This window comes from Cohnella xylanilytica, assembly GCF_014212175.1.
In the GTDB taxonomy this organism is placed as follows: domain Bacteria; phylum Bacillota; class Bacilli; order Paenibacillales; family Paenibacillaceae; genus Cohnella; species Cohnella xylanilytica.
Genome location: NZ_JACJVR010000001.1, coordinates 1 through 22,105 on the forward strand (window position 1 = coordinate 1; position 22,105 = coordinate 22,105).

At 62.8% G+C, this 22,105-nt stretch carries 16 protein-coding genes; 3 read left to right on the plus strand and 13 right to left on the minus strand.

The genetic code is table 11. From position 1 onward, the window contains the following. A partial coding sequence (locus tag H7B90_RS00005; protein ID WP_260410611.1) for a CapA family protein occupies positions 1 to 762 on the minus strand: 762 nt, incomplete at its 3' end. 84 nt (positions 763 to 846) lie between these two features. Next, entirely contained in the window at positions 847 to 1,524 is a 678-nt protein-coding gene (locus H7B90_RS00010; RefSeq protein WP_185133811.1) for a response regulator, read from the minus strand. A gap of 408 nt (positions 1,525 to 1,932) precedes the next feature. Here H7B90_RS00010 and H7B90_RS00015 point away from each other — a divergent pair, with 408 nt between their 5' ends. From H7B90_RS00015 to H7B90_RS00025, 3 genes are read left to right on the plus strand one after another with little or no spacing between them, the layout of a single operon-like run. Then, positions 1,933 to 3,240, plus strand: coding sequence for an MGDG synthase family glycosyltransferase (locus H7B90_RS00015; RefSeq protein ID WP_185133812.1), 1,308 nt, complete (start codon positions 1,933 to 1,935; stop codon positions 3,238 to 3,240). Then, positions 3,230 to 4,441 carry an MFS transporter gene (locus tag H7B90_RS00020; protein ID WP_185133813.1) on the plus strand — a complete coding sequence of 404 codons (1,212 nt, stop codon included), beginning with the start codon at positions 3,230 to 3,232 and terminating at the stop codon, positions 4,439 to 4,441. The genes H7B90_RS00015 and H7B90_RS00020 overlap by 11 nt, the downstream gene beginning before the upstream one ends. 17 nt (positions 4,442 to 4,458) lie before the next feature. Beyond that, entirely contained in the window at positions 4,459 to 4,962 is a 504-nt protein-coding gene (locus tag H7B90_RS00025) for a phosphatase PAP2 family protein (protein ID WP_246578762.1), read from the plus strand. A gap of 27 nt (positions 4,963 to 4,989) precedes the next feature. Here H7B90_RS00025 and H7B90_RS00030 read toward each other — a convergent pair whose 3' ends face one another. The 11 genes from H7B90_RS00030 to H7B90_RS00080 all read right to left on the minus strand — a co-directional run bounded on the left by H7B90_RS00030 (position 4,990) and on the right by H7B90_RS00080 (position 21,740). Continuing rightward, positions 4,990 to 6,168, minus strand: coding sequence for a DUF418 domain-containing protein (locus H7B90_RS00030; protein WP_185133815.1), 1,179 nt, complete (start codon positions 6,166 to 6,168; stop codon positions 4,990 to 4,992). A gap of 180 nt (positions 6,169 to 6,348) precedes the next feature. Then, positions 6,349 to 9,549 (minus strand): glycoside hydrolase family 2 TIM barrel-domain containing protein, encoded by a 3,201-nt coding sequence (locus H7B90_RS00035; protein WP_185133816.1) that lies wholly within the window; start codon positions 9,547 to 9,549, stop codon positions 6,349 to 6,351. Positions 9,550 to 9,581: 32 nt separating this feature from the next. Next, the gene (locus H7B90_RS00040; protein WP_185133817.1) at positions 9,582 to 11,033 is read right to left on the minus strand and encodes a four-carbon acid sugar kinase family protein; all 1,452 of its coding nucleotides are present in this window, start codon (positions 11,031 to 11,033) and stop codon (positions 9,582 to 9,584) included. Between the two features lie 6 nt (positions 11,034 to 11,039). Further along, on the minus strand, positions 11,040 to 12,398 hold the full coding sequence (locus H7B90_RS00045; RefSeq protein WP_185133818.1) for a ribulose-bisphosphate carboxylase large subunit family protein: 1,359 nt from the start codon (positions 12,396 to 12,398) through the stop codon (positions 11,040 to 11,042). Further along, entirely contained in the window at positions 12,395 to 13,087 is a 693-nt protein-coding gene (locus H7B90_RS00050) for an aspartate/glutamate racemase family protein (RefSeq protein WP_185133819.1), read from the minus strand. Before H7B90_RS00050 ends, H7B90_RS00045 begins: the two co-directional genes overlap by 4 nt. A 34-nt stretch (positions 13,088 to 13,121) precedes the next feature. Continuing rightward, positions 13,122 to 14,846, minus strand: a complete 1,725-nt coding sequence (locus H7B90_RS00055) for a glycoside hydrolase family protein (protein WP_185133820.1) — start codon at positions 14,844 to 14,846, stop codon at positions 13,122 to 13,124. Positions 14,847 to 14,885: 39 nt separating this feature from the next. Continuing rightward, positions 14,886 to 16,490, minus strand: a complete 1,605-nt coding sequence (locus tag H7B90_RS00060; protein WP_185133821.1) for a response regulator transcription factor — start codon at positions 16,488 to 16,490, stop codon at positions 14,886 to 14,888. Between the two features lie 157 nt (positions 16,491 to 16,647). Then, on the minus strand, positions 16,648 to 17,466 hold the full coding sequence (locus H7B90_RS00065) for a carbohydrate ABC transporter permease (RefSeq protein WP_185133822.1): 819 nt from the start codon (positions 17,464 to 17,466) through the stop codon (positions 16,648 to 16,650). Further along, positions 17,466 to 18,335 carry a carbohydrate ABC transporter permease gene (locus H7B90_RS00070; RefSeq protein WP_185133823.1) on the minus strand — a complete coding sequence of 290 codons (870 nt, stop codon included), beginning with the start codon at positions 18,333 to 18,335 and terminating at the stop codon, positions 17,466 to 17,468. The genes H7B90_RS00065 and H7B90_RS00070 overlap by 1 nt, the downstream gene beginning before the upstream one ends. 105 nt (positions 18,336 to 18,440) lie before the next feature. Beyond that, positions 18,441 to 19,796: an ABC transporter substrate-binding protein gene (locus H7B90_RS00075; protein WP_185133824.1), complete on the minus strand. Its 1,356-nt coding sequence runs from the start codon at positions 19,794 to 19,796 to the stop codon at positions 18,441 to 18,443. A gap of 84 nt (positions 19,797 to 19,880) precedes the next feature. Then, positions 19,881 to 21,740, minus strand: coding sequence for a cache domain-containing sensor histidine kinase (locus H7B90_RS00080; protein WP_185133825.1), 1,860 nt, complete (start codon positions 21,738 to 21,740; stop codon positions 19,881 to 19,883). Positions 21,741 to 22,105: the final 365 nt, after the last annotated feature.

A 22,105-nucleotide genomic window follows, 5' to 3' on the forward strand; every position in this document is an offset into this window, starting at 1 on the left:
AGTACTTTCGAAATTCAGGTTAAACATTCTTATCGGGTGCAGCACATGAGGGTGAGCACCCAGGACGACGTTCACCCCATTCTTGAACAACAGCTGCATAAGCCGGATTTGGCCGCGGTCGGGATACATTCGAAATTCTTTGCCGAAATGCAAATAAACGATCCTAAAATCCGTTCTCTTTTTTAAGCGGCGAACGTCCTCGATCATCTTAGTCCGGTTTATACGGTTGACCAGCCAAGGCTTCGGAACCCGAATCCCGTTAGTCCCTTTCGTGTAAGCCAAAATTCCGATTTTAATCCCTTTAACGTTAACGATCAGTTGCCGGCGGGCTTCCCGGACGGAGCGATTCGTGCCCGTATGGCGCAGACCGTAACGGTCGAGAACGTCTAATGTCCGCTTCAATCCGGATACCTTCCCGTCCATACAATGATTGTTGGCCGTGCCTAATACGCCGAAGCCCAGGTTCCGGAGCTCGGCCGCGAATGCGTCCGGGGCGCTGAACAGCAGCTTCCCGGGTTCGGCGCGGAACGAGCTGCCGGAGAAGGTCGTCTCCAGATTGCCGATCGTTAAATCGGCATTCCTAAGGTACGGTTTCACCTTGGCGAAGATCGGCGCGAATCCTTTATTTCGGGCGGCCGAGGCGATCATCTTCCTTTTCATCAACAGATCCCCTACCGCGGCGATGGCGATCTTCGTCAACGCACCCACTCCTTTAGGACTCATAGTATTCGAGGGAAAAAGAAAAGGAGAGCCCATCTCCATGGACTCCCCCAATCTTGGAATATCGCGTTAATGTTCCGATACCCTTCTCTAGTTCGCCAATGTTACCGCCGTCCGGCCCATTGATTATAGGTCACCATTTGGTGTCGCGTCTGTCGAATAAATCCCCGTCTCGTAGGCGTATCGAACGAGTTGAAGCCGATTCTTCAGCTTCAGCTTGAACAGAATATCCTTCAGGACGATCTTGACCGCGCTCTCGGTAAGCAGCATCGCTGCCGCGATCTCCTGATTCCGATACCCTTGGCATAAATAGCGGACAAAGGCCGTCTCGATCGGCGTCAACGGGACCTTGCCGTTGCGGGAAGGATTCCCGGCCACGAACGGCTCCAGAATTTGATACCCGATCTCGCGCGACAGAGTAGCCCCTTCGATCAGGATCGATCTTAAATACTCATGTCGCGAAGCGGGGTGCAGAGATTTGAGCAAATAGCCTTGCGCCCCCGCCTTGAGGGCCTCGAAGAACAACCGGACGTCCGCGGATTCGGCTTGAATCACGATCGTCATCCCGGGATGTTCGGATTTGATTCGCCTGGCGGCCTGCATGCCGCCCATATCTCTCAATTCGAGATCGATCAGCGCGATTCGCGGATTCAGGGCCGCGGAGAGCTGGATCGCTTCCGCCCCGTTATCCGTCTCCGCCACGATCTCCATCTCGGCGTCAAGCTGGAGCAGCAACCGTAATTCCTCTCTCGATTCTAGATGGTTGTCCGCTATGAGTACAGTATTCGCTGGTTTCGTTCGCATGGGCGCTGCCACTCCGTTTATATCGTTTTGACTCGACTCGTAGTCCGCGACTTCCCCGATCGATTGCAGCTCGATCGGCTTCCCATCATAGAAGGTTCTCTTCCGCTCCGTCCGTTCCGCTCTTCCCTTGGTCGACACCGCCTCCTTGACGTTAAGTACGATAGCTTGTCCGAGGAGGTTGCATATTGACGGCGGGTGCCGCTCCCGCAAGCCGCTTCGCCGAGCGTTCGTTCACGAAATCATCACGAATCCCGCCCCTTCCCGCTCATTCCGGTCCGCGATCGTGCCCGACGCAAGCCTCGTATCGAACTAGACCTCGGTCTACCCCGGTTCGGCCTTCCGTTCATTTCCCGGCGTTGCCGGTTCTCTTATGATGAGATCAGCGAAATTAAAGGAGTCGGTATCGCCATGAAGACGCCATCTTCCATCCTGATTCTGACGGCCGCCTACGGGGAAGGCCATTTGCAAGTATCCGAAGCGCTCCGGGAATCGCTCGTCCGCCAAGGGTACGGCGTGCGCATTCTCGATCTGTTCCGGGAGGCGCACCCGCGGTTGAACGCGCTGGCCCGCTACTTGTACAAGCGGAGCCCGTTGTTCTCCTCCCTTGGCTTCGATTATTACGGCTGGACTTACCGGATCACGCAGCATATGGACGAACGCCATCCCGGCGTCCGCTGGCTGAACGGGCTCGGGCGCAGAACGCTGCTTCAAGCCGTCAAGGCCGATCGTCCCGCTGCCGTCGTCTGCACGTTCCCGTTCGGGGGCGTCGGCGCCGCGCTGCGAAGAGCCGGACTATACGTGCCGGTGTTCACCGTCATTACCGACTATCATCTTCACAACCGCTGGCTTCAGACCCAGGCGGACCGCTATTACGCGGCGACGGCCGAGCTCGCCGCGGAGCTGAAGGAGCGCGGCGTCGACCGCGGCCGCATCGTCGTCAGCGGCATCCCGGTGCGGGAGACGTTCCGCGCGGGATTGCGACGGGCCGCCGATAGCGAGAGCGGCGGCGCGAATAGCGCGATCGACGGCACGGATAGCGCGATCGACGGCGGGGACTGCGCAATGGATGGCGGGGACAGCGCAATCGGCAGCGCGGACAGCGCGGGCTTCGCCCCGGCAAGCGGCCGGAAGCCGCCGGGAACCATCCTCTACCTGTCGGGAACCCATGCGACGATCGCCGACACGCTTCGCTCGGTCAAGCTGCTGCTGCGCCTGCCGGGCATCCGGATCGACGTCGTATGCGGGCGGAACGACAAGCTGCGTCGCGAGCTGGAACGCGACTTCAAGCGGGAAGCGCGGGTAACCGTGCACGGATTCGTAGAGACGATGCCCGAACTCATGCGCAGAGCGAGCTGCATCGTGACGAAGGCGGGCGGCATCACGCTGACCGAGGCCGTACAGGCGGGAACCCCGCTCTTGATCTACAAGCCGCAGCCCGGTCAAGAGCTGGAGAACGCCCGCTACTTCCTGGCCCAAGGAGCGGCCCGCATCGCGTATAACGCGGCGGAATTGACGGATCAGGCGGCGAGGCTGCTGGAGCGCTCCGAGATCCGGGAGCGGATGGCCCGAAGGTACAGGGAGTTGAACGGAGGGGATGCGGCAGCGATGATCGCCGATGACATGGATCGCAGGCTGCGCCCGCTCGCCGCGCGGCACCTAGAACCGGACTTCGCGGATTCCTATCGGAGAGAGGAGCGAATGGCTTATGACGGGTAACCTTCGAGGGACAACGCAAACGGCGCTGCTTCCTCTCGCCTTCGTTCTGTTCCTGGCGGAGTTCGCGCGCAGCGCCTTCTTGATCTCGTTCTTGCCTATTTACGCGGCGGAGAAGCTCGGCTTCTCGGCCGCCGCGGCAGGTCTAGCGGTCTCGATCCATTACGCGGCGGATACGGCGATCAAGATCGCCGCCGGCTTCTTCCTCGACCGCTTCTCCTCCCGGGCGCTTCTGCACGTCTCGTTCGTCAGCGCGTTGGCGGGAGTCTGCCTCGCCTTCGCCGGAACGCAGCCGTGGACGCTCGTCGCGGGAGCCGCCTTGCTGGGCGTCGGCCTGTCGCCGCTATGGCTCCTCTGCCTGAGCCGGGTGCAGGAAGGCCAGCGGGGCGGCCAGATCGGGCTTATCTATGCGGTATGGCTGTCCGCTCTCGGAGCGGGTCCGGTGGCGATCAACTTTGCGCTCGAACGCGGAGGCTACGGCTTCTCGTTCTGGCTGCTCGCCGGATTGCTCGTCCTCGGCTGGGCTCTCGGCGCCGGATGGAGACCGATCGAACGCCCTGCCGAGCACCGCAATCGGCGTTTATCCGCGAGCCGGCAGATTGGCCAGCTCCGCCGCAAGCTCCGGTCCATGAAGCCGCTTCTGCCCGGCATGGTGCTGCAGATGGCCGCCGTCGGATTGCTCGTGCCGATCTTGCCCGCCTTCGCGACCGGAAGTCTCGGCCTCAGCTTGTCGGAGTATTCGCTCGTCATGATCGCCGGCGGCGGTTGCGCGGTCGCGCTGCTTGTCCCGATGGGGTGGCTCGCCGACCGGTTCGGACACATGCGGTTCCTCGTCGTCGGCTTCGCCGGGATGGCAGTCTCCATGCTGCTCGTCTTGTTCGCCGCTTCCGGCTTGCCCGCCGCGCTGGCCGCGGCCGTCTTGCTCGGCCTCAGCTGCGCGGCCGCGCTTCCGGCCTGGAACGCTCTGCTGGCCCGCTTCGTTCCCGAAGAGCAGAAGGGTACGGGATGGGGGGTTCTGTCCAGCGTCGAAGGGATCGGCATCATGATCGGTCCGGCGATCGGAGGCTGGATCGCCGAGCAGTACGGCGCGACGACGACGGTGGTCGTCAGCGCCGCTCTGATGGCCGTACTCGCGCTGTTCTATGGCCTTCGCCCGATCGAGCTGCGCACCCGCGCGCGGCATAAGGCAGGTGACCGGGTATGAGCCGAGGCATGAAGCGAATGCGCGAATGGGATGTCCGGCTGTTCCGCTTGTTCAACGATAAAATACGGAATGCGCTGCTCGACCGGCTTCTGCGCCTGATCACGCATCTGGGAGGCGCGGCGTTTACGATCGCCGTGCCGTTAACGGTGGCGCTCTTGGCTCCCGCGCCCTGGAGCCGCGTCGGCTGGCAGAGCCTGGCCGCGCTGTCGGCGAGCTTCCTGATCGGATTCGCCGCGAAGAGATTGCTCAAGCGCCAACGCCCTTACTTGGCGCTTCCGGACGCGAATCTGCTCATCAAGAGCCTGCGCGATTCGTCGTTCCCGTCCGGGCACACGACGGCGGCCTTCTCCGTCGTCGTCCCCTTCGCCGCCGCGGCATCGTGGGCCGCCTGCGTCGTCCTCCCGGCCGCCGCCCTCATCGCCGTCTCCCGCGTCTATCTCGGCGTCCACTATCCTTCGGATTGCGCCGTCGGCTGCCTGCTCGGCTCGACCGCCGCCCTTCTCTCCGTTCAGCTTTTCTAATCCAGCGGTTGCGCGAAGGGCTGCCGTTTAGGCTGACACGCTTCCGCCTTTCCTTGCCCGATGAAGCTTGCCGTACGTGAACCGCCGCCATACCCATTCCATCGGGCCGAGAGGCATCCGGTTCATCCACCAGAGGCTAAACCCGATTTCGACCGCGATGACGATCAAGCAATACCCGACGATCTCAAGAAAATTCAGTGTGGCATACAAGCCGAGCCCTGTAAAAAATCCTATCGACACGACCGACTGAAGAAGGTAATTCGTCAAACTCATCCGCCCCGCGAACTTCAGCGGTTGAAGCAGATTCACGAAGCCCGGCTTCGTCATCAGCAGCGTCAGCACCGAGAGGTACAGGAAGCTAAGGAACAGGCCGCAACCGTAAATCAGAAATTGGCCGAGCTGTCCTTGATACGCCCCCGATTCGATATAACCCAGCCTCGTGCAGCCCAGCAAGATCGCCGTCAGGAGGCTTGCCGTTCCGGATATCGTTCGGATTCTACGAATGAATCTCGCGTACTTTCCGATATTCTCGAACACGCCGATTCGTCCGCAATAGAATCCGAGCAGCATCATGGCGAACATGCTGGGGTAACCGATCTGTTCCCCTTGCAGGTTAGGGAGAACCTCTTCCCGGAGATGGAAGGACAACCATTGGCCATAATCGCCGTCCCGGTTGACTTCGATCGCGGCGGCTGCTTCCTCCTGAGCGATCTTCGCATTCGTGAGCATGCCGGCCTTCAAAGTCTCTTCCGGCTGAAGGAAGGCAAGCGAGAACATAGCGAGATAGACCACAAGAATCGATAGGGCCCAGACGAGCACGGTCTTGTCTTTGCGCCGGTAAAACAGCATCAATAAACAGCCGATCAAAGCATAATTATGCAGAACGTCGCCGTTGTAGAAAAACGCCATATGCACGATGCCCAGAAGGAATAGGATCAACATCCGGCGGGAGAAAAGCCGGTATGCTCGCTCCCCCTTTTGCTCGGATCGTCTCATAAACAGGAAGAAGCCGAGTCCGAACAAGAAGGACAGGATCGGGTAACATTTCCCCGCTAAGAACATATCGATGGCGAGACGAATGCCTTGATCGAGCGCCGATTCTTCCGGAAGCGCGCCGCCCCGCTGGTAGAAGAGATCCGGCGTGCTCATGTACAGGATATTGACGAAAAAGATGCCGAATACCGCGAGTCCTCTGAAGATGTCCATGAAATCCATGCGTTCGGCGGGCGAAATCGGTTGAGCTCCCATTCCCATGGCAAACATTCCTTCCCTTCTTCTTGGCGCCATACTTGCAAGTATAGGAAGTATGCCGCAGGAAGGATATTACCCTCAAGTATAGTCCGACCTATACCATCGGTAGTTACCGCGTCCTCCCGATCGCGCCGGTCAAGCGCGTAGGCGAGAGAACCGCGGAGAAGGATCTCCGCTCCGATGCGGGCAGCAGGTACTTCTCCAGCGTCGGACGTAGCCGCAGCTATGGTTGCCGAGCCCGCTCTGCGCGGCGTCGAGCTTGACGATCGTCTCTTCGAGCGGCGTCAGCTCGTGGACGTGCTTCGCGCTCGCCAGATCGGCGGTCGCGTAATGATGGGCGCTGGCGTTCATGGGAGCCCCCGCCGCGACGGCGAGAAGCCCGAAGCCGCCCTCGTCCTCGAAGCGGACCCAGCGCACGTCCGCTTTGTTCCCGTTCTCCTGCGGCTTGATGTACGGCACGAACTGCTCCGCCACCAAGCCTTCGTAGAAGCCGAGCTTGCCGCTCTCCTTCCGGTCGGCGTAGCATTCGTGCGGTCCTCTGCCGAACCAGGACATGCGGTCGAGCTCGCGAGGCAAGCTCAGCTCGAGCCCGAAGCGCGGCAGCGGCGGCAGATCGTCGCGCAGCGGCTCGAGCTCCGCCTCCGCCAGGAGCTCGCCGAATGCGTTCGCCGTGTAACCGAGACGGGCGCGGAACGCCATGCCTTCCCCCTTCGCCCCCAGCGCGAATTCCGCATGGAAGCGAACCGAGCCGTCCGCTTCGAGCCGTTCGAAGGAGGTATGCCGCACCTCCTGCTCGAGACGGTCGTAGCCGGCCGCGACCCACCTCTTCGCCAGATGAACGTCGTTATCCACCGGAGCGCGCCAGAGGTTCACCTGCGGGGAGGCGAGCAGCAGCTCCCGGCCCGCGACCGACCAGCTCGCGAGCCGTCCCTTCGCCAAGTCGAAGACGAACGAGAACCCGTCGCCGCGGACGGTTATCCGATTCGCGGACCGCTCGACTCGAAGCGCTTGCGGCATCGCGCCGGCCGATGAAGCCAGGCGGGTCGCGGCAGACCCGGCCTCTTCCGTCTTATCGACGATGCCTAGAGGCAGATCCGCCCATGCGACCTCGAACCCGCGGTCCGCCCAAGAGGTTCTCTCGCGGAGAACGAACCGAACGCGAAGCCCGTATTCTCCTTCACCGGCTTCTTCCGGCAGCTCCGCCCTCGAAGCGAGCCGAAGCGATTCCCGCTCGCCGGCGGGCGTCCGCAGAACGGGCAGCTTCCCGCTCTTCAGCGCCTCCCCGTCCCGAAGCAGCGTCCATTCTCCTTCCAGATGCTCCAGCGTCGCGAAGTCGTATCGGTTCGCCAGAACGAGCTCCCCCGTCTCCTCGTTCCAGGATACGATTTTGACCGGCTCGATCGCCTTCTTGCATTCCAGCAGCGAAGCCTTCGGGGTCCGGTCCGGGAATAGCAGCCCGTCCAGGCAGAACGGCCCGCTGTGCGGCGCGTCCCCGAAGTCCCCGCCGTACAGGTACGCCTTCCCGCCCCCGTCCGTCGAACCGGCGGAATTCGGAGCAACCGATTCGATAGCCATGTCCATCCATTCCCAGACGAGTCCTCCCAGCAGCCGGGGATATTCGTAGATCGCGTCCCAATATTCTTGGAGGTTGCCGGTCGAATTGCCCATCGCATGACCGAATTCGCACATCAGGTACGGCCGCGGGTCGTCCTTAAGACCTTCCTCGATTACCGTCCCGACGGCCGGGTACATCGAGCTGACGATATCGACGACCGGGGCGTCGTAGGCGCGCTCGTAGTGGATCGGCCTCGTTCCGTCCGCCTGCCGGATCCAGTCCGCCATCGCGTCGTGGTTCGGGCCGTAGCCGGATTCGTTGCCGAGCGACCAGACGATGACGGAAGGGTGATTTTTGTCCCGCTCGACCAGCCGCCTCGCCCTCTGCACGAAGGCTTCCCTCCACTCCGGCCGCTTGGACAGGAAGCCCTCGTCGCCGACGAAGTGGAAGCCGTGCGTCTCCAGATCCGTCTCGTCGATGACGTACAGGCCGTAGCGGTCGCACAGGTCGAGCCACCTCGGGTCGTTCGGATAGTGCGACAGCCGGACCGCGTTGATGTGATGCCGCTTCATCAGAAGAATATCGGCGAGCATCGCTTCCTTCGTCGTCACGTAGCCGCTCCGCGGATCGAATTCGTTGCGGTTCACTCCCTTGACGACGATCGGACGGCCGTTCACAAGCAAGCGTCCCCGGTCGATGCGAATATCCCGGAAGCCGACGCCGATCCGTTTGACTTCCGCCAGGCGGCCGTTCTCGTCCGTAACCTTCAGCAGCAGCGTGTACAGGTTCGGCGTCTCGGCCGTCCACGGCTTCGCGGACGCGATCGTCCCGCGCAGGCGGAGCTCTCTTCGTTCGCCCGGACGAAGCGGAGTCGCTGCCGGACCTTCGACGTTCAGCGCGACGCTCCCCTCGGGATCGAGCAGAACGGCTTCGAGGCGGCTGGACCTCTCCTTTTCGCCATACACGTGACCCAACTGCAGCGACACCTCGAGCTCGGCCGAACTCCCGTCCGTCAGCCAGCTCGTCTTCGCGAACGCGTCCAGCACCGTGACCGCAGGCAGGGCGATCAAATACGCGTCTCGGAAAATGCCGCTCAAACGCCACTTATCCTGGCTCTCCAGGTAGCTGCCGTCCGACCATTGGCAGACGCGGACCGCCAGCCGGTTCTCTCCCGGTCGCAGCGCTTCCGTCACGTCGAATTCGGCCGTGAAGTGGCTTCCTTGCGAATAGCCGATCGGGCTCCCGTTCAGCCAGACGTGGTAAGCCGAATCGACGCCTTCGAACAGAAGCCGGACGCTTCTTCCTTCCCACCCGTCGGGAACGAAGAACGAGGTCCGGTAACAGCCGACCGGATTATTCGCGGGGACGAACGGCGGATCGATGGGAAAAGGATACGGGCAGCTCGAATAGTGCGGGATGCCGTAGCCGTGCATCTGCCAATTCGAAGGAACCGGAAGCAGATCCCAATCCTCATCCTCGAAGTCGCCGCGTTCGAACCCTTCCGGGGCGTCGGCAGGCGATTCGGAATAACGGAACCTCCAATCTCCGTTCAGAAGTCGGAAGTAGGGCGAACGCTCCCGCTCGCCGGTTATCGCGTCGTCCGGCCCCGCGTACGGAATCAGATCCGCTCGCGGCGGCTCCGCGTTCCTCTCGAGAACTTCCAGGTTCGCCCAATCGGGCGGGACGGCGATCTCCTCCGCGGTTGTCTTCGAGGTTCCATTTGAGGTTCCATTTGAGGTTCCATTTGAAGTTCCATTTGAGGTTCCTTTAGAGGTTGCCATCGAGTTTGCCTTGTACATCGGGTTGTTGTCGTTCATCGAATCTCGCCCCCGCCTCTCTTCACCCGCTGGAAAAACCGCTCGCCCCCGACCTGGCCGCCCTTCAGCACCAGCTCGAGCCCGTCGAGCGCCTCGTCTTCCGAGTAAGTCCGGCACAGCGGCACCCCCGGCGCGAGCGTCTGCCGGCATTCGAGGGCGTAGATGCCGAGCGCGCGGGCGACGTACCCGGACGTATCGCCTCCCGCGACCAGGATGCGGCCAAGCCCGGCTTCGATCGCGAGCTTGCGGGCGAGCTCGCCCAGCTCCGCCCCGAGCAGGCGGCTGCTGTCCTCCGGCCGCAGCCCCAGCTCCGCGAGCGTTCGCCGCAGCGCGCCGATGTCCGGATCGTCCGGCCCGCGGGCGGAATACAGAACGACGCTGCGCCCTTCGTCCAGCGACGCCTGCGCCTCCGCGAGCAGCCGCGCCCGCGTCTCCTCCGCCGTCACGGGACGAATCAGGTCGCTCGCCGGCACCCGGATCGCGGCGAAGCCGTCCTCCTCCGCTTCGGCGATCTGCTTCGCCGTCGCGGGCGAACAGCTCCCCGACACGACCAGCAAGCGATCGACGGGCTTCGCCGATATCGACGATCCCGAAGCTGCCGAAGACGGCGGCAGCCGGCCCGAAGCCCGCCAAGCCGCGCCGAGTGCGTACTCCACCCCGGACGAGCCGATGACGAAAAGCCCGCCTCCCTGCCTTCGGGCCTCTCGCCAGATCAACTCTCCCGCAACGGCCAGCCGCCGCTCGTCGAGCACGTCGAACAGAACCAGATCGGGATTCTCCTCCTCGATCCGCTTCTCCAGCCTATCGCCCGCGACTTCGGGAACGGCATCCAGCGCGGAGATATCCATCAGGGATGCCTTCAACGCCGTCTGATTCGCAAGATGCTTCCTTAAATCCGACTCGTCCATCGGCGTCGCCGGATGCCGCGACATCGTCGGATGCCGGTCGAGCCGATGAACTTCCCCGTCCGGCGACGCGGCGAAGTGATGGCCGAACACCGTATAGCGCCCGAGGTAGGGAACCCCCGCGAGCAGCGGAACGAACCGTCCGCCGAAGCGGGAGCGGCCGAGCTCCGCGGCCTTGCCGATGCTCCCCGTGCCCGGCGACGAATCGAACGTCGAGCAGATTTTGTAATGCACGATGACAGGATCGGCCTGCTTCAACCGTTCGAAGATCGGGGGCAGCTCCCGTTCCATCTCCTCCGGGGAGAGAGAACGGCCGACCCCGGCGACGCCGAACGCGTCTAGATCGGCGAACTTCGCCTTCGGCCCTATCCCGGACAACGTCCCTTCCTCCGGCGGGTCCAGGAACAGCACCGTCCGAAGCCCTTGGCGGAACAGAGCTTCGAGCACGTCCGTCGACCCGGTGAAGTCGTCTCCGTAATAACCGATCAGGGGCCGCTCGCCGCGGCCCCCTCCTCCCTCGTTTCGATTTCGAATGCTAGCCATTTCTCCTCAGCCCTTCCCGTATTTCTCGATCGCGCGGGCCAGCTCGGGACGGGTCGCCGCGTATTCCCCGAGCGGGATGCCCGCGGCGGCCGCCTCCCAGCCTTGGCGCATGCTCGCGAAGCCGGCTGCGGGACCGTCCGGATGGGCGAGCATGCCGCCGCCCGCCAGGTGCATGACGTCGACGCTGCGGATCGCTTCGTACGTGGCCGGAGCCGAGCCCGCCCATTGGGCGGAAGAGACGACCGGCACCGTCTCGTAGCCGCCGAACAGCGGGGACGCGCACGCCCGGATCGAGCGAACGACCGATTCGTTGCTCTCGTAGAACTTGCTGTCGAGCCCGTTCACGTGCAGATGGTCGGCTCCCGCCAGCCGGCACAGCTTCTGGAAGGCGGCGAATTCCATGCCGAGCCCCGGGCAGCGCGTGAGCATCCCCCACTGATTGCGGTGCGCGTGGATCGGCACTTCGCTGTAGCCGTTCAGGTGCGCGAGACCGGCGAACCCGACGCTCAGGACGCTCGCCATGACGCAGTTGCCTCCCGCCGCGACGACCGCGTCGTGGTGGCGGCGCATCTCGTCGATGTCGCCGGTAATATTGAACGCGTACATCGTCTTCTTGCCCGTGGCGTCCGCGGCCCTCTCGATCGCTTCCATGACCGCCCGAACTTTCCGGTCCAGCGGCAGGTAGGGCGGATTCGCGTTCAGCTCGTCGTCCTTGATGAAGTCGAGGCCGGCCATGGCCAGCTCGTAGACGAGACGGCCGAGCTCCTCGGCCGACAAGCCGACGCTCGGCTTCACGATCGAGCCGATGATCGGGCGGCCGTAGACGCCGGTCAGCCAGCGGGTTCCGGCCAAGCCGAACTTCGGCCCCGGGTAACGCCGGGCGAACGCCTCCGGCAGCTCGATGTCGAGCAGCCTCAGACCCGACAGCTCCTGAAGCTCGAACAGATTGCCCGCGATCGCGCTCATCAGGTTCGGAATCGAAGGCCCGAAGTTGACGAGCGGATACGACACGACGATCTTGCCGCGGCGGTACCGTCCGTCATGCCCCGGCGGAAGCTTCGCTCCGGGCAGCGTCGGCGCCTCCGTCTCTTCGAGTGGAACGATCCACTCGATCTGCGCCCCGTGGCGCTCCTTCAGAGACGCCGTCTCGCCCGGCACCGCGGTGAACGTGCCGGTCGACTGCTCGCCGGCGATGACTTCGGCCGCTCGCTCCAGCGAGTACGGCGTCTCGACGAGGTACAGCGCGACGACCCGGTCCTCGTAAGCAAGCGAACCGCCCGCATCCGGCACCGAAGTCCGCGCGGCTTCATCCGGCTCCGCAAGCTCCGAAGCGTCGGGCGTCTTCCCGTTCCAGACGCCGCTCATCGGGCACCCGCCTCTCCGCCTTCGAGACCCGCGAACCGCTCCAGCACCTCGCGCACCTGCTCGACGCCGAGCCGCGGGCTCGACAGCACCGGCTTGCCCGTCGCTTCGGATAGCCTGCTCTCCATGCGGGCCATCGAGCCTTGGGCGAGCACGATCACGTCCGCTTCGCCGGCGACTCGCTCCGCCGTCTCCAGAATCAGACGGTCGTGCTCCTCCGGCCGGCCGCCGTTCAGCGCTTCGAACGCCCCCGCCGCGAGCCCGTTCACGAGCGCGACGGCGCGTCCGGCCGCCCTCGCCTCCTTCTCGATCAGCCTCATCGTCGGCTCGAGCGTGGAAGGCAGCGTCGCCAGCACGGCGATCCGGTCGTATCGGGCCGCGGCGGCGGCCGCCATCGCTTGGTCGATCTTGACGATCGGAACGCCGATCAGCTGCCTCGCCATGTCCGCGACTTCCCCGACGGACGAGCACGTGTTCAGAATGACGTCGGCCCCCAGCTCTTCGCCGTGGCGGTAATACTGCACGAGTCTTCTTGCCACTCCCGGCGGGACGCGCCCCGCCTTCACGACGTCGCCGATCAGGCTGTCGTCGATGATGTTGACGAGCCGAACGTCCGGCAGCAGCTCCTGGAACACCTTCTTCAACGGGTCGGCCAAGCCTTGGCCCGTATATACGGCAACGACCGTTCTCATTGTGACCTCTCCCTCCCTGGCCTAGCCATCGGACTTACCATACGAGCTCGTTCTCGAGGCGGCGCAGCTCTCCCTCGCGCATCGGGGCCTCGTCGAAGACGCGGCGTCCGGTATAGAGCGGGTGCTTCGTGCCGCTCGGCGCGATGCCGACGACGTCGTCGCCCCGCCACTGCGTCACGAACGTCTGGCCGATCGCCGTCTCCACCGTCGTGCGCTCGGACAGCGGGAACGTAATCGTGATCGTCTCCCCCGCGTACGCCTCGTTCAGCTGCAGGAAGCACTCCTTCACCCAGCGGCTCGGCTCCGAGCCGCGCCCCTCCGTCGCCGATCCGTCCCGCTCGCGGACGAACCGGACCTTGGCGAAGCCCGCCCACTCCGGAATTCGAACCTGAAGCGACGGCAAATCCCGGTGCACGCGCAGCACGACCTTGCCTTCGTGCGGCAGATGCGATTCGATGTCGAGCCATTTGGAGCCGCGGTTCAGCAGGAAGTTGACGCTGATCTTGCCGTCCTTCTCGGTCACCGTGTTGCTCCAGCCCATGTAGAGCCCGCGCGTTCCCGAGCCGAGGCAGCAGATCTGCAAGTCGTTCGTGTGCCCCCGTCCGTGGTTCACGTCGCAGCAGAAGTCGTTCGGGGCGGAATAGCCGGCGAACGCCCCCCTCGTGCTGGCGGCCACGTTCGTGTAGCTGATTTTGCCCGCGACGTTCCGGGAACGGTCGTCCGTCTCCCTCACCCAATCGAGATCGAGCAGCTGCGATTCGGTCAGATGATTGCGGATGAAGCGCTCCACCGTGCCCCAATACTTCGTGTAGCCGCTCTTCGCGAGCGTAATGCCGGTCGCGATCAGGTCGACGAGCGAGCACGTCTCGTGCTCGTAAGCCTGCTCCTTCATGTCTCCCGGGGTCCAGCCGAAGGCGGTGCACTGCGTCAGAGCCCATGCGTAGCTCTTCTCGACGAACGCGATCAGCGAGGCGTCGCCCGTGAAGGCTCCGAATCGCGCGATCGCGTCCAGCGTGCCGAGCCGGGTATGGAAGTGCCCGCTCCGGTAAGCCAGAGCGTCGTTGAAGCTGCCGTCCTTGTTGAACACGCCGCTGCGCTCCACGATCAGCGCGACGAAGAACTGGCACAGCTCGAACGCGTCGCGGTTGCCTGTCAGCTCGTGGTACTTCAGCAGCGGCATGACGAGCCGCCCGCAGAACGCGGCCGGATCGGGAGCGAGGCGCAGCTGCGCGGCGTTCGCGGACGGCCAGCCGCCCTCCTTGTATTCGGACGCCGGATAGTACCACACCTCGCGCTCCTTGATCGCGATCCGCTTCAGCGCGGCGACGTGGCGGTCGGCCGCTTCCTTCGCCTTCGCGTCGCCGGTCGCCATGAACCAGGTCGTCAGCGACAGAATGACCGCGCGCTGGTCGATCAGGTTGGCGTTCGGCTCCCAGTCGTAATTCGGATTCGTCTGCCGGTAGCTCAGCCCGTCTTCCTTGAAGAACGACATCAGGTTGTCGCGGTAGCGCTGCTCCGTCTCGGCGCCGAACGTCTCGCCGGACATGTGCCTCGCCAGAATCATGCCGTCGATCATGCGTCCGTGCGAGGAGCCGAAGTCCCAATCGCCGTGCGTCAGATTGGCGGGATCGGTCATCAGGTTCGCGGCGAAGAACGGAATGCCGCCGTACTCCCGGTCGGCCATGCCGACCATCGCGTTCAGCGCGTGTCCGGCTCTCTCCTCCAAGGTCAGCGTGTCGGGAATCTGTCTACGTGTCATCGCGGATTCTCTCCTTATTTAGCTCTTGTATGGATCGCGTCAAGGGCTCGCACATTCGGTCCGGCCCCGGTACTCGCCGATCGTCTTGCCCGTTTTCTTTTTGAAAATCTGGCTGAAATACCGGTAGTCGTCGTACCCGACCATCCGCGCGATCTCGTAATTTTTGTAAGCCGGCACCTTCATCAGCTCGATCGACTTGTGGATGCGGTAATCCGTCAGGTAGTCGACGAACGTATGGCCGGTCGTCTTCTTGAACAGGCGGCTCAAGTAATCCGCGTTGACGAAGCGGCTCTCGGCGATCTGCTGGATCGAGAGCGCCTGGTCGTAATGGGCTTCGACCAGCCTCTGGACCTCCCTGACGAGGCGCTCGCCCTGCTTGCCGCCCGCCCGGCTCCCTTGCGCCAGCGCGCCGGGAAGGATCTCCCGCTCGAACAGCTCTCCCGCGGAGGCACGGTCGTTGCGCTGCCTTAGCAGCTCGGAGTACGCGAGCGGAGATCGTCCGCACGCGTTCTCGAGACTTGCGCCCGAGCGCTGAAGCTGCTTCTCGATCGAATGGACGAGCATGGCGGCGCTTCTCTGCATCCCTTCGACGGTCGCCTCGTCGGACGCGATCGCCGCGAGGAACTGCCGGAACTGCTCGTAAACCGCCTGTTCGCCGCCCATCTGAAGCGCGAGCAGCAGCGCCGCCTCCCGATCCTGCGGATACGGGGGAAGATCCGCCGCTCCCGGCCGGGCATCGCCGCCCGCCAGTACGAGCCTTCCGGCTTCGTTCAGCCTGCGGCTCCCGAGCGCCTCTCGCGCCGCGCGGCAAGCCGCCTGCAGATCCCGGGGGAGCAAGCTCGCCGCGCGGCTCGCGCCCAGGCTGCATTCGGCTCCGGCCGATTCTCCGAGACAGGCGCGGATCTCCGCGAGCAGCCGGTCAAGCTCGCCCGCGAGCAGCCGCCTCGAGCCGATTGCGCCGACGAGCTCGGCCCTGCCGTCCGGCCCCGGCGTCAGCGCGAACGACCAGCCGCCGCCGAAGTGGAAGGCGCGCGACTGCGCCAGCCGCCCGCGGACGGCTTCCGCGAGGACGGCTCCGTCGGGCGCCTCGTCGCGGAAGGCATCCTCCTGGGCGACGAAGACGACGCACTCGCCCTCAATCCAATCGGCCGGCGGCTTCGCTTCCCCTTCGTCCGCCGCCTCGCCTCCCGCGCGCTTCGTCAACGCGCCCCGCAGCCAGTCGCCCTCCGCGCCGCCGGTCCCGGAGGCGGAGGATCGCCGTTCCGCCCGAAGCTCCAGCTCGGCGATCGCCTTCTCCAGCACGGCGGCCAGCTCCTCCTTCTTCACCGGCTTCAGCAAGTAATCGAAGGCCCGGTGCCGGATCGCTTCCTTCGTGTATTCGAAGTCGGAATAGCCGCTTACGACGATCGTGATCAGCTCCGGCAGCTCCCGATGCAGCTTCCCGAGCAGCTCCTTGCCTTCGAGACCCGGCATTCGCATATCGAGGAACAGCAGGTCGGGCTTCACGGCCAGCGCGAGCTCGTAGCCGTCCTGGCCGTCCGCCGCTTCTCCCGCCAGCTCCAGACCGAACCGTTCCCATGGTATGAGCTGGATCAATCCGCGCCGGATCCACTTCTCGTCGTCGACCACCAGCACCTTGCGCATGCCGCCGCCCCCTCGCCGCTCTAGTCGTCGCCTCTGCCTCGGCTTTCGTTTTTCCTCATTCGATCCGTTAGCGTAAATCCGTTCATTCTTGACCGTTCCAGTCGTCTTCGTCAGCGTATGGTCGAACCTGCCGTCGACCCGTCGCCCATCGCCCTCGTCAGCCCTTGACCGAGCCCGCCGTCAACCCGTCGATAATGTAGCGCTGCAGCAGCAGGTACACGAGCAGGATCGGGGCGATCACGATGACCATGAAGGCGAAGACGATGCCCCAGTTCGTGTTGTACAGCGAGACGAAGTTGAAGATCTGCAGCACGATCGTCCACATGGTGCTGTCCGTCATGAGATAGAACGGCCCGAAGAAGTCGTTCCAGACCGACACCATGACGACGATCGTGACCGTGACGAGCACGGTGACGAGCAGCGGCAGAATGATCCGCCAGTACAGCCGGAAGTAGCCGCAGCCCTCCAGCAGCGCCGCTTCGTCGAGCTCCCGCGGAATCTGCTTCATGAAGCCGACGAGCAGGAACACCGCGAACGGAAGCAGCACGGCCGTGTAATACATGATTAGGCTGAAGTACGTGCCGCGAATGTGCAGGTCGCCCATCAGCCGGATCGTCGGAACGATCGACACGGGAACGATCAGCCCCATGATGAAGGCGAGGTACGCGCCGCGCATGAAGCGGTCGTCCCTGCGCTGGATGACGAACGCCGCCATCGAAGCGAACAGCGTCACGCAGACGACGACGAGCCCCGAGATCAGGAAGCTGTTCTTGAACCCGCGAACGATATGGCCCTGCTCGAACACTTCCCGGTAATTGTCGAAGTTCCACTCGGAGGGCAAGCCCATCCCGAACAAGGCGGATTCGCGAATTCCCTTGAAGGAGTTGACGAGAATCAGGTAGAACGGCACCAGGATGACGAGCGCTCCGAGGACGACGACGAGGGTGACGATCGTTTTGCGGCCCGGATGCTCCATTACATCTCCACCTCCCGCTTCTTCAAGGCCGTCAGCACGGGCACGCCGACGAGCGTCACGAGAACGAACAGCACCAGGTTGATCGCCGTCGAATACCCCATCTGCCCCATGCTGAACGTGCTGCGGATGTAGGTGTAGAACACTTCCGTCGTATAGCCCGGCCCGCCGTCGGTGAGCACCATGACCATCTCGAACACCTTCATCGAGCCGATGACGGACAACAGCACGTTAACCGTGAACGAAGAGGCGAGCAAGGGGAAAACGATGTGCCGGAACCGGCGCCAGTAGCTCGCCCCGTCGATCGACGCGCTCTCGGTCAGATCCTTCGGAATGAATTGCAGCCCCGCCAGATAGACGACCATCGCGAAGCCGGCCACCCGCCAAATATCGGTCGCGATGATGGAGAACAGCGCCCACTTCGGATTGTTCAGCCAATCCTGGCCGAGCGAGCCGAGCCCGATCCAGCCGAGCGCTTCGTTCACGATGCCGTGCTCGGGGTGATAGATGGCGCGGAACACGTAGCCGATGACGATCGGGGCGATCACGTACGGCATGAAGAAGATCGTGCGGAACAGATTGCGCATCCGGATCGCTTCGTTCATCAGAAGAGCGAGCCCGAGTCCGACCGCGTTCTGAAGCACCGTCACAGCGGCCGCGAAGATCAATGTATTGGACAAGGCCTTCCCGAGTCTCGGCTCCTCGAACAGCGCCTTGTAATTGTCGAGCCCGATGAATCGAATCGAGTCGGCGTTGACGTTCCAGTCCGTGAAGCTGTAGTAGATCCCGATGAAGGTCGGGGCGATGAAGAACAGAAGAAATACGGCTAACGCGGGAAAAGAAAAGTAAAGCGGGTATTTGCGTCTCTCCACGAGCTCCCCTCCTTGGCTTCCCGCCGGACTTCGGGGGACGTTCGTCCGCGGTACGAATCCGCGGCGAGCGACCCCCGGCCGGCTCTCCGATGCGGCTCGCGCGGCTTAGAAGCCTTCCAGCACCTTCGCCTTGCCGTCCTTCTGATAGTTGGAGCTGAACTCGTTGATCGCCTTGTCGATATCGCCGTCGAGGAAGAAGTTCTGCAGCGTCTTGGAGAAGTCCACGAAGGACGGGGTCAGGCGATTCTGGATGTTGACCTTGGACTTGCCTTCGTCGATGTACTTCTTGACGTCCTCTTGAGCCGGATACAGCTCGCTCGTCGCGCCCTTGTAGATCGGAATGCCCGGCTTGTTGGCGTAGAACAGGTCGACGTTGGCCGGCTCGAGCATGAACTTCACGAGCTCGATCGCTTCGGCCGCGTGCTTCGCCTTCTCGGGCACCATCAGCTGGTTCGGAGGCGTAATCATCGCCGTGCCCGTATCCGTCGCGGACGGGAACGGGAAGAAGCCGAGGCTGTTCGCGACGAAGTCCTTGCCGAACTTCTTCTCGAGCTGCGCGATGATTCCGTCGAGCATGAAGGTCATCGCCACCTTGCCGTCGCCGAACTCGTTCTGCAGCTCGTCGTACGTGCCGGACATGACGTTGTCCTGGAACAGGCCGAGCTCCTTCAGCTCCTTCTGCTTCGCGAACAGATCCCTCAGCTCCGGAATGTCGGACAGCTTGAGCTGGTTCGAGTTCAGCTTCGCGACGCCTTCGTCGCCGATCGCCGGATCGACCTGCGTCACCCAACCGGTGTAGTAGAACACCTGCGGAGGCCATGCGTCCTTGATGCCTTCGTAGAACGGAGTGATTCCGGCCGCCTTGATTTTCTTCGCGATCTCGATCAGGTCCGCGTAGTTCGTCGGAGGGTTGACTCCGACCTTGGCGAAGACGTCCTTGTTGTAGAACACGCCCATCATGCCCGTCGAACCGTAAGGGACGCCGTAGATCTTGTCGTTCTGAACCTGCGCCTGCTTGATGGAATCGATCACGTTGTCCCACACGCCGGACTCGTTCGTCCATTCGTGCAGCGTCTCGTCCGCTCTCAGCTTCACGTACTGCTTCGTGCCGGGCTGCATGAGGAACAAGTCCGGGAAGTCTCCCGTGGAGAAGCGGGTCTTGATCAGGTTGTCGTAATCGCCTCCGGGCAGCGCCTGGAGCTCGACCTTGTTGCCCGTCTTCTGCTCGTAGGCGTCGAACACCTTCGTATAAGCCGTCGTGTCTTCCGTATTCGCGATGACGAAGGTCAGGGTGACCGGATCCTTCGCCGGCTTGGCGCCGGCCGAACCGCTCGCCGCCGGCGACGAAGCGCTTCCTCCGTTGCCGGCTCCCCCGCCGTCTCCGTTGCCGCCGCAAGCGGTCAATGCCGCCGCGCTCAAGCTTGCGATCATAACCAGCGATAACGCTCTATTCCTCTTCATTCGAGCAACCCCTTCGAGTAGTAATCGCTTACAAGTCGATTATAGGGAAGCGCTTACTTCTCTCCCATTCAAGAAATCGACCGTTTATGTGGAAGATTCCGACCTCGCGAAGGGCGGCTCGAGCTCTCTCTCGTCGGGCAGGATAAACGTCATGCGGGTGCCGACGCCCTTCCGGCTGTCGATGCGAAGCGACATTCGCTCCCCGTAGCGAATCGCGTAACGCGTGTAGACGTTGCGCACTCCGATGCCGCCTTCCGATGCCGAGTCCGGCCATGGCTCCCGGTGCAGCTTCCAGTCCAGCTTCGCCCGCAGCTCGTTCAGACGCTCCTCGGAGATGCCGACTCCGTCGTCCGCGACCGTCAAGTGAACGCCGTCCCCCTCCCTGTGCGCGGAGATGCGGATCGTTCCCCGCCCGCGCTTGCGCTCGATGCCGTGGAACACCGCGTTCTCCACGAGCGGCTGCAGCGTCATCTTCAGCATGGGGAAGGAGTACAGCTCTTCCTCGATGTCCGATTCGTAGACGATTTTGTCGTCGAAGCGGATCCCTTGTATTTTCATATAAGCGTCGATCTGCTCCAGCTCCTCCTGCAGCGTCACGACTTCGTCGCGGTTCCTCGTGTTGTAGCGGAACATGTCCGCGAGCGCCTGCGCCATCTCCCCGATCTCGCCGACCTTGTAGTAGTCCGACATGGCTCGGATGCTGTCCAGCGTGTTATAGAGAAAATGCGGGTTGATCTGCGAATAGAGCATCTTGAGCTCCATCTCCTGCAGCTTGATCTGGTTGACGTACTTCGTCTCGATGAGCGCCTGAAGCTCGTCCTGCATGGCGTTGAAGTTCATCGCGATTCGTCCGATCTCGTTGTTCGGGCCGGTCGCCACCCGTTCGGAGAAGTCGCCCCGCTTGAGGCGGTTGACCGTCTTGTACAAGTGGAGAATCGGCTTCGTGATGCTTCTTCCGAACAGGACGGAGAGAAGGAAGGTGAAGGCGAAGGCGACCAGGGCGGTATACAGCACGGTCGTCTTGATGCGGTCGAGCGGGCCGAAGATGTCGCTTCTCGGCATAACGAGCACGATCTTCCACGCCGAGTAGTCCGACCGGGTGTAGGTGACGAGCATGTCTTCGCCGCCGCTCTCGAACCAGAACTTGCCCTTGTCTCCGGTGACGCGCTCGACCAGCTCGGAGGCGGCGGCTCCGCCTTGCAAGCTCCCGGACGCGTAGACTAGCTTGTTGTTCGGGTCCAGCACGATGATGCGGCTGCCCGACGACAGCTCGTCGCTCTGTCCGATCGCGCGGAACAGCTCGTCGCCGTATTCGACGCGAACCACGATGAAGCGTTCGGGATTGGAAAAGTCTCGGATCAGAATGGACGACGAATAGTACGAATCGTCCGTGTTCTCCGGGCCGTCTCCCCCGCCCGCTCCGATGAAGATGACGCCCCCGTCGGCGGCTGCCGTGCGCAGGAACCAATCGGAATTGCGCACCTTCGCTTCGGCCGGAGGCTTGAAATCGTCGGAAGCCCCGAGCAGCTCTCCGGTGCTGTAATAAATCTGGAACCGCTTGAAGCCGCGAATCGGGGTGGCGTTGAAGCTCTTCAAGTACAGGTTCACGAGATCCTGGCGGAACCGGAACCGCTGTTCGTCGTTCATCTCGGAATAGGAGTTGATGCCGTCGATATACTCTTGGTCGTAATAGGGGGCGAGCAGCAGATTGCGCTTGCTGTGGAAGTCGTTGTCCACGTTGTTCTCGATCTGGCCGACGATCTGCGAGCCGGCCGATTCGATCCGCTCGGACATCGTCTCATAGGAGATATAGAAGGAAGCCGTGCCCACCAGCGCGATGCACAGCAGAATGACGATCAAATAACTAAGGAGCAGCGTCGTCCGGATCTGGGAGAACCAAGCCCGAACCCTCCCGACTGCCCATCGACCGGCGTTCGTTCCCATGCCTCGTCTCCCTCTCTCCGAATGTATCGCTCTAGGAATGGCGCAACTCTCTCAGTCAAAACCGGGGCATTAAGCGCCTCTCGAGTTGTAAGCGCGTACAAATGACTTCTCCTCTTTATACCACTGCGGCCGAGACCGTTCAATAGAATCGGCGGTCCGGGAGGAATTGGCTGCAGTCCTCCGCTTTTGCCTGGTTCCCGTTTCGGATGGGGAGAGGCGGCTAACGAATCGAGGAGACGCTATTTTGCCAAAAATAGCGAAATTTCGAATCTAACGAATCGTATAAACGCTATTTCGTGCTGGAAGTCCCTTTTTCCCCCGGATGATCCTAAATAAGATCTCTGGGGTTCGTCCCTCGTATTTAA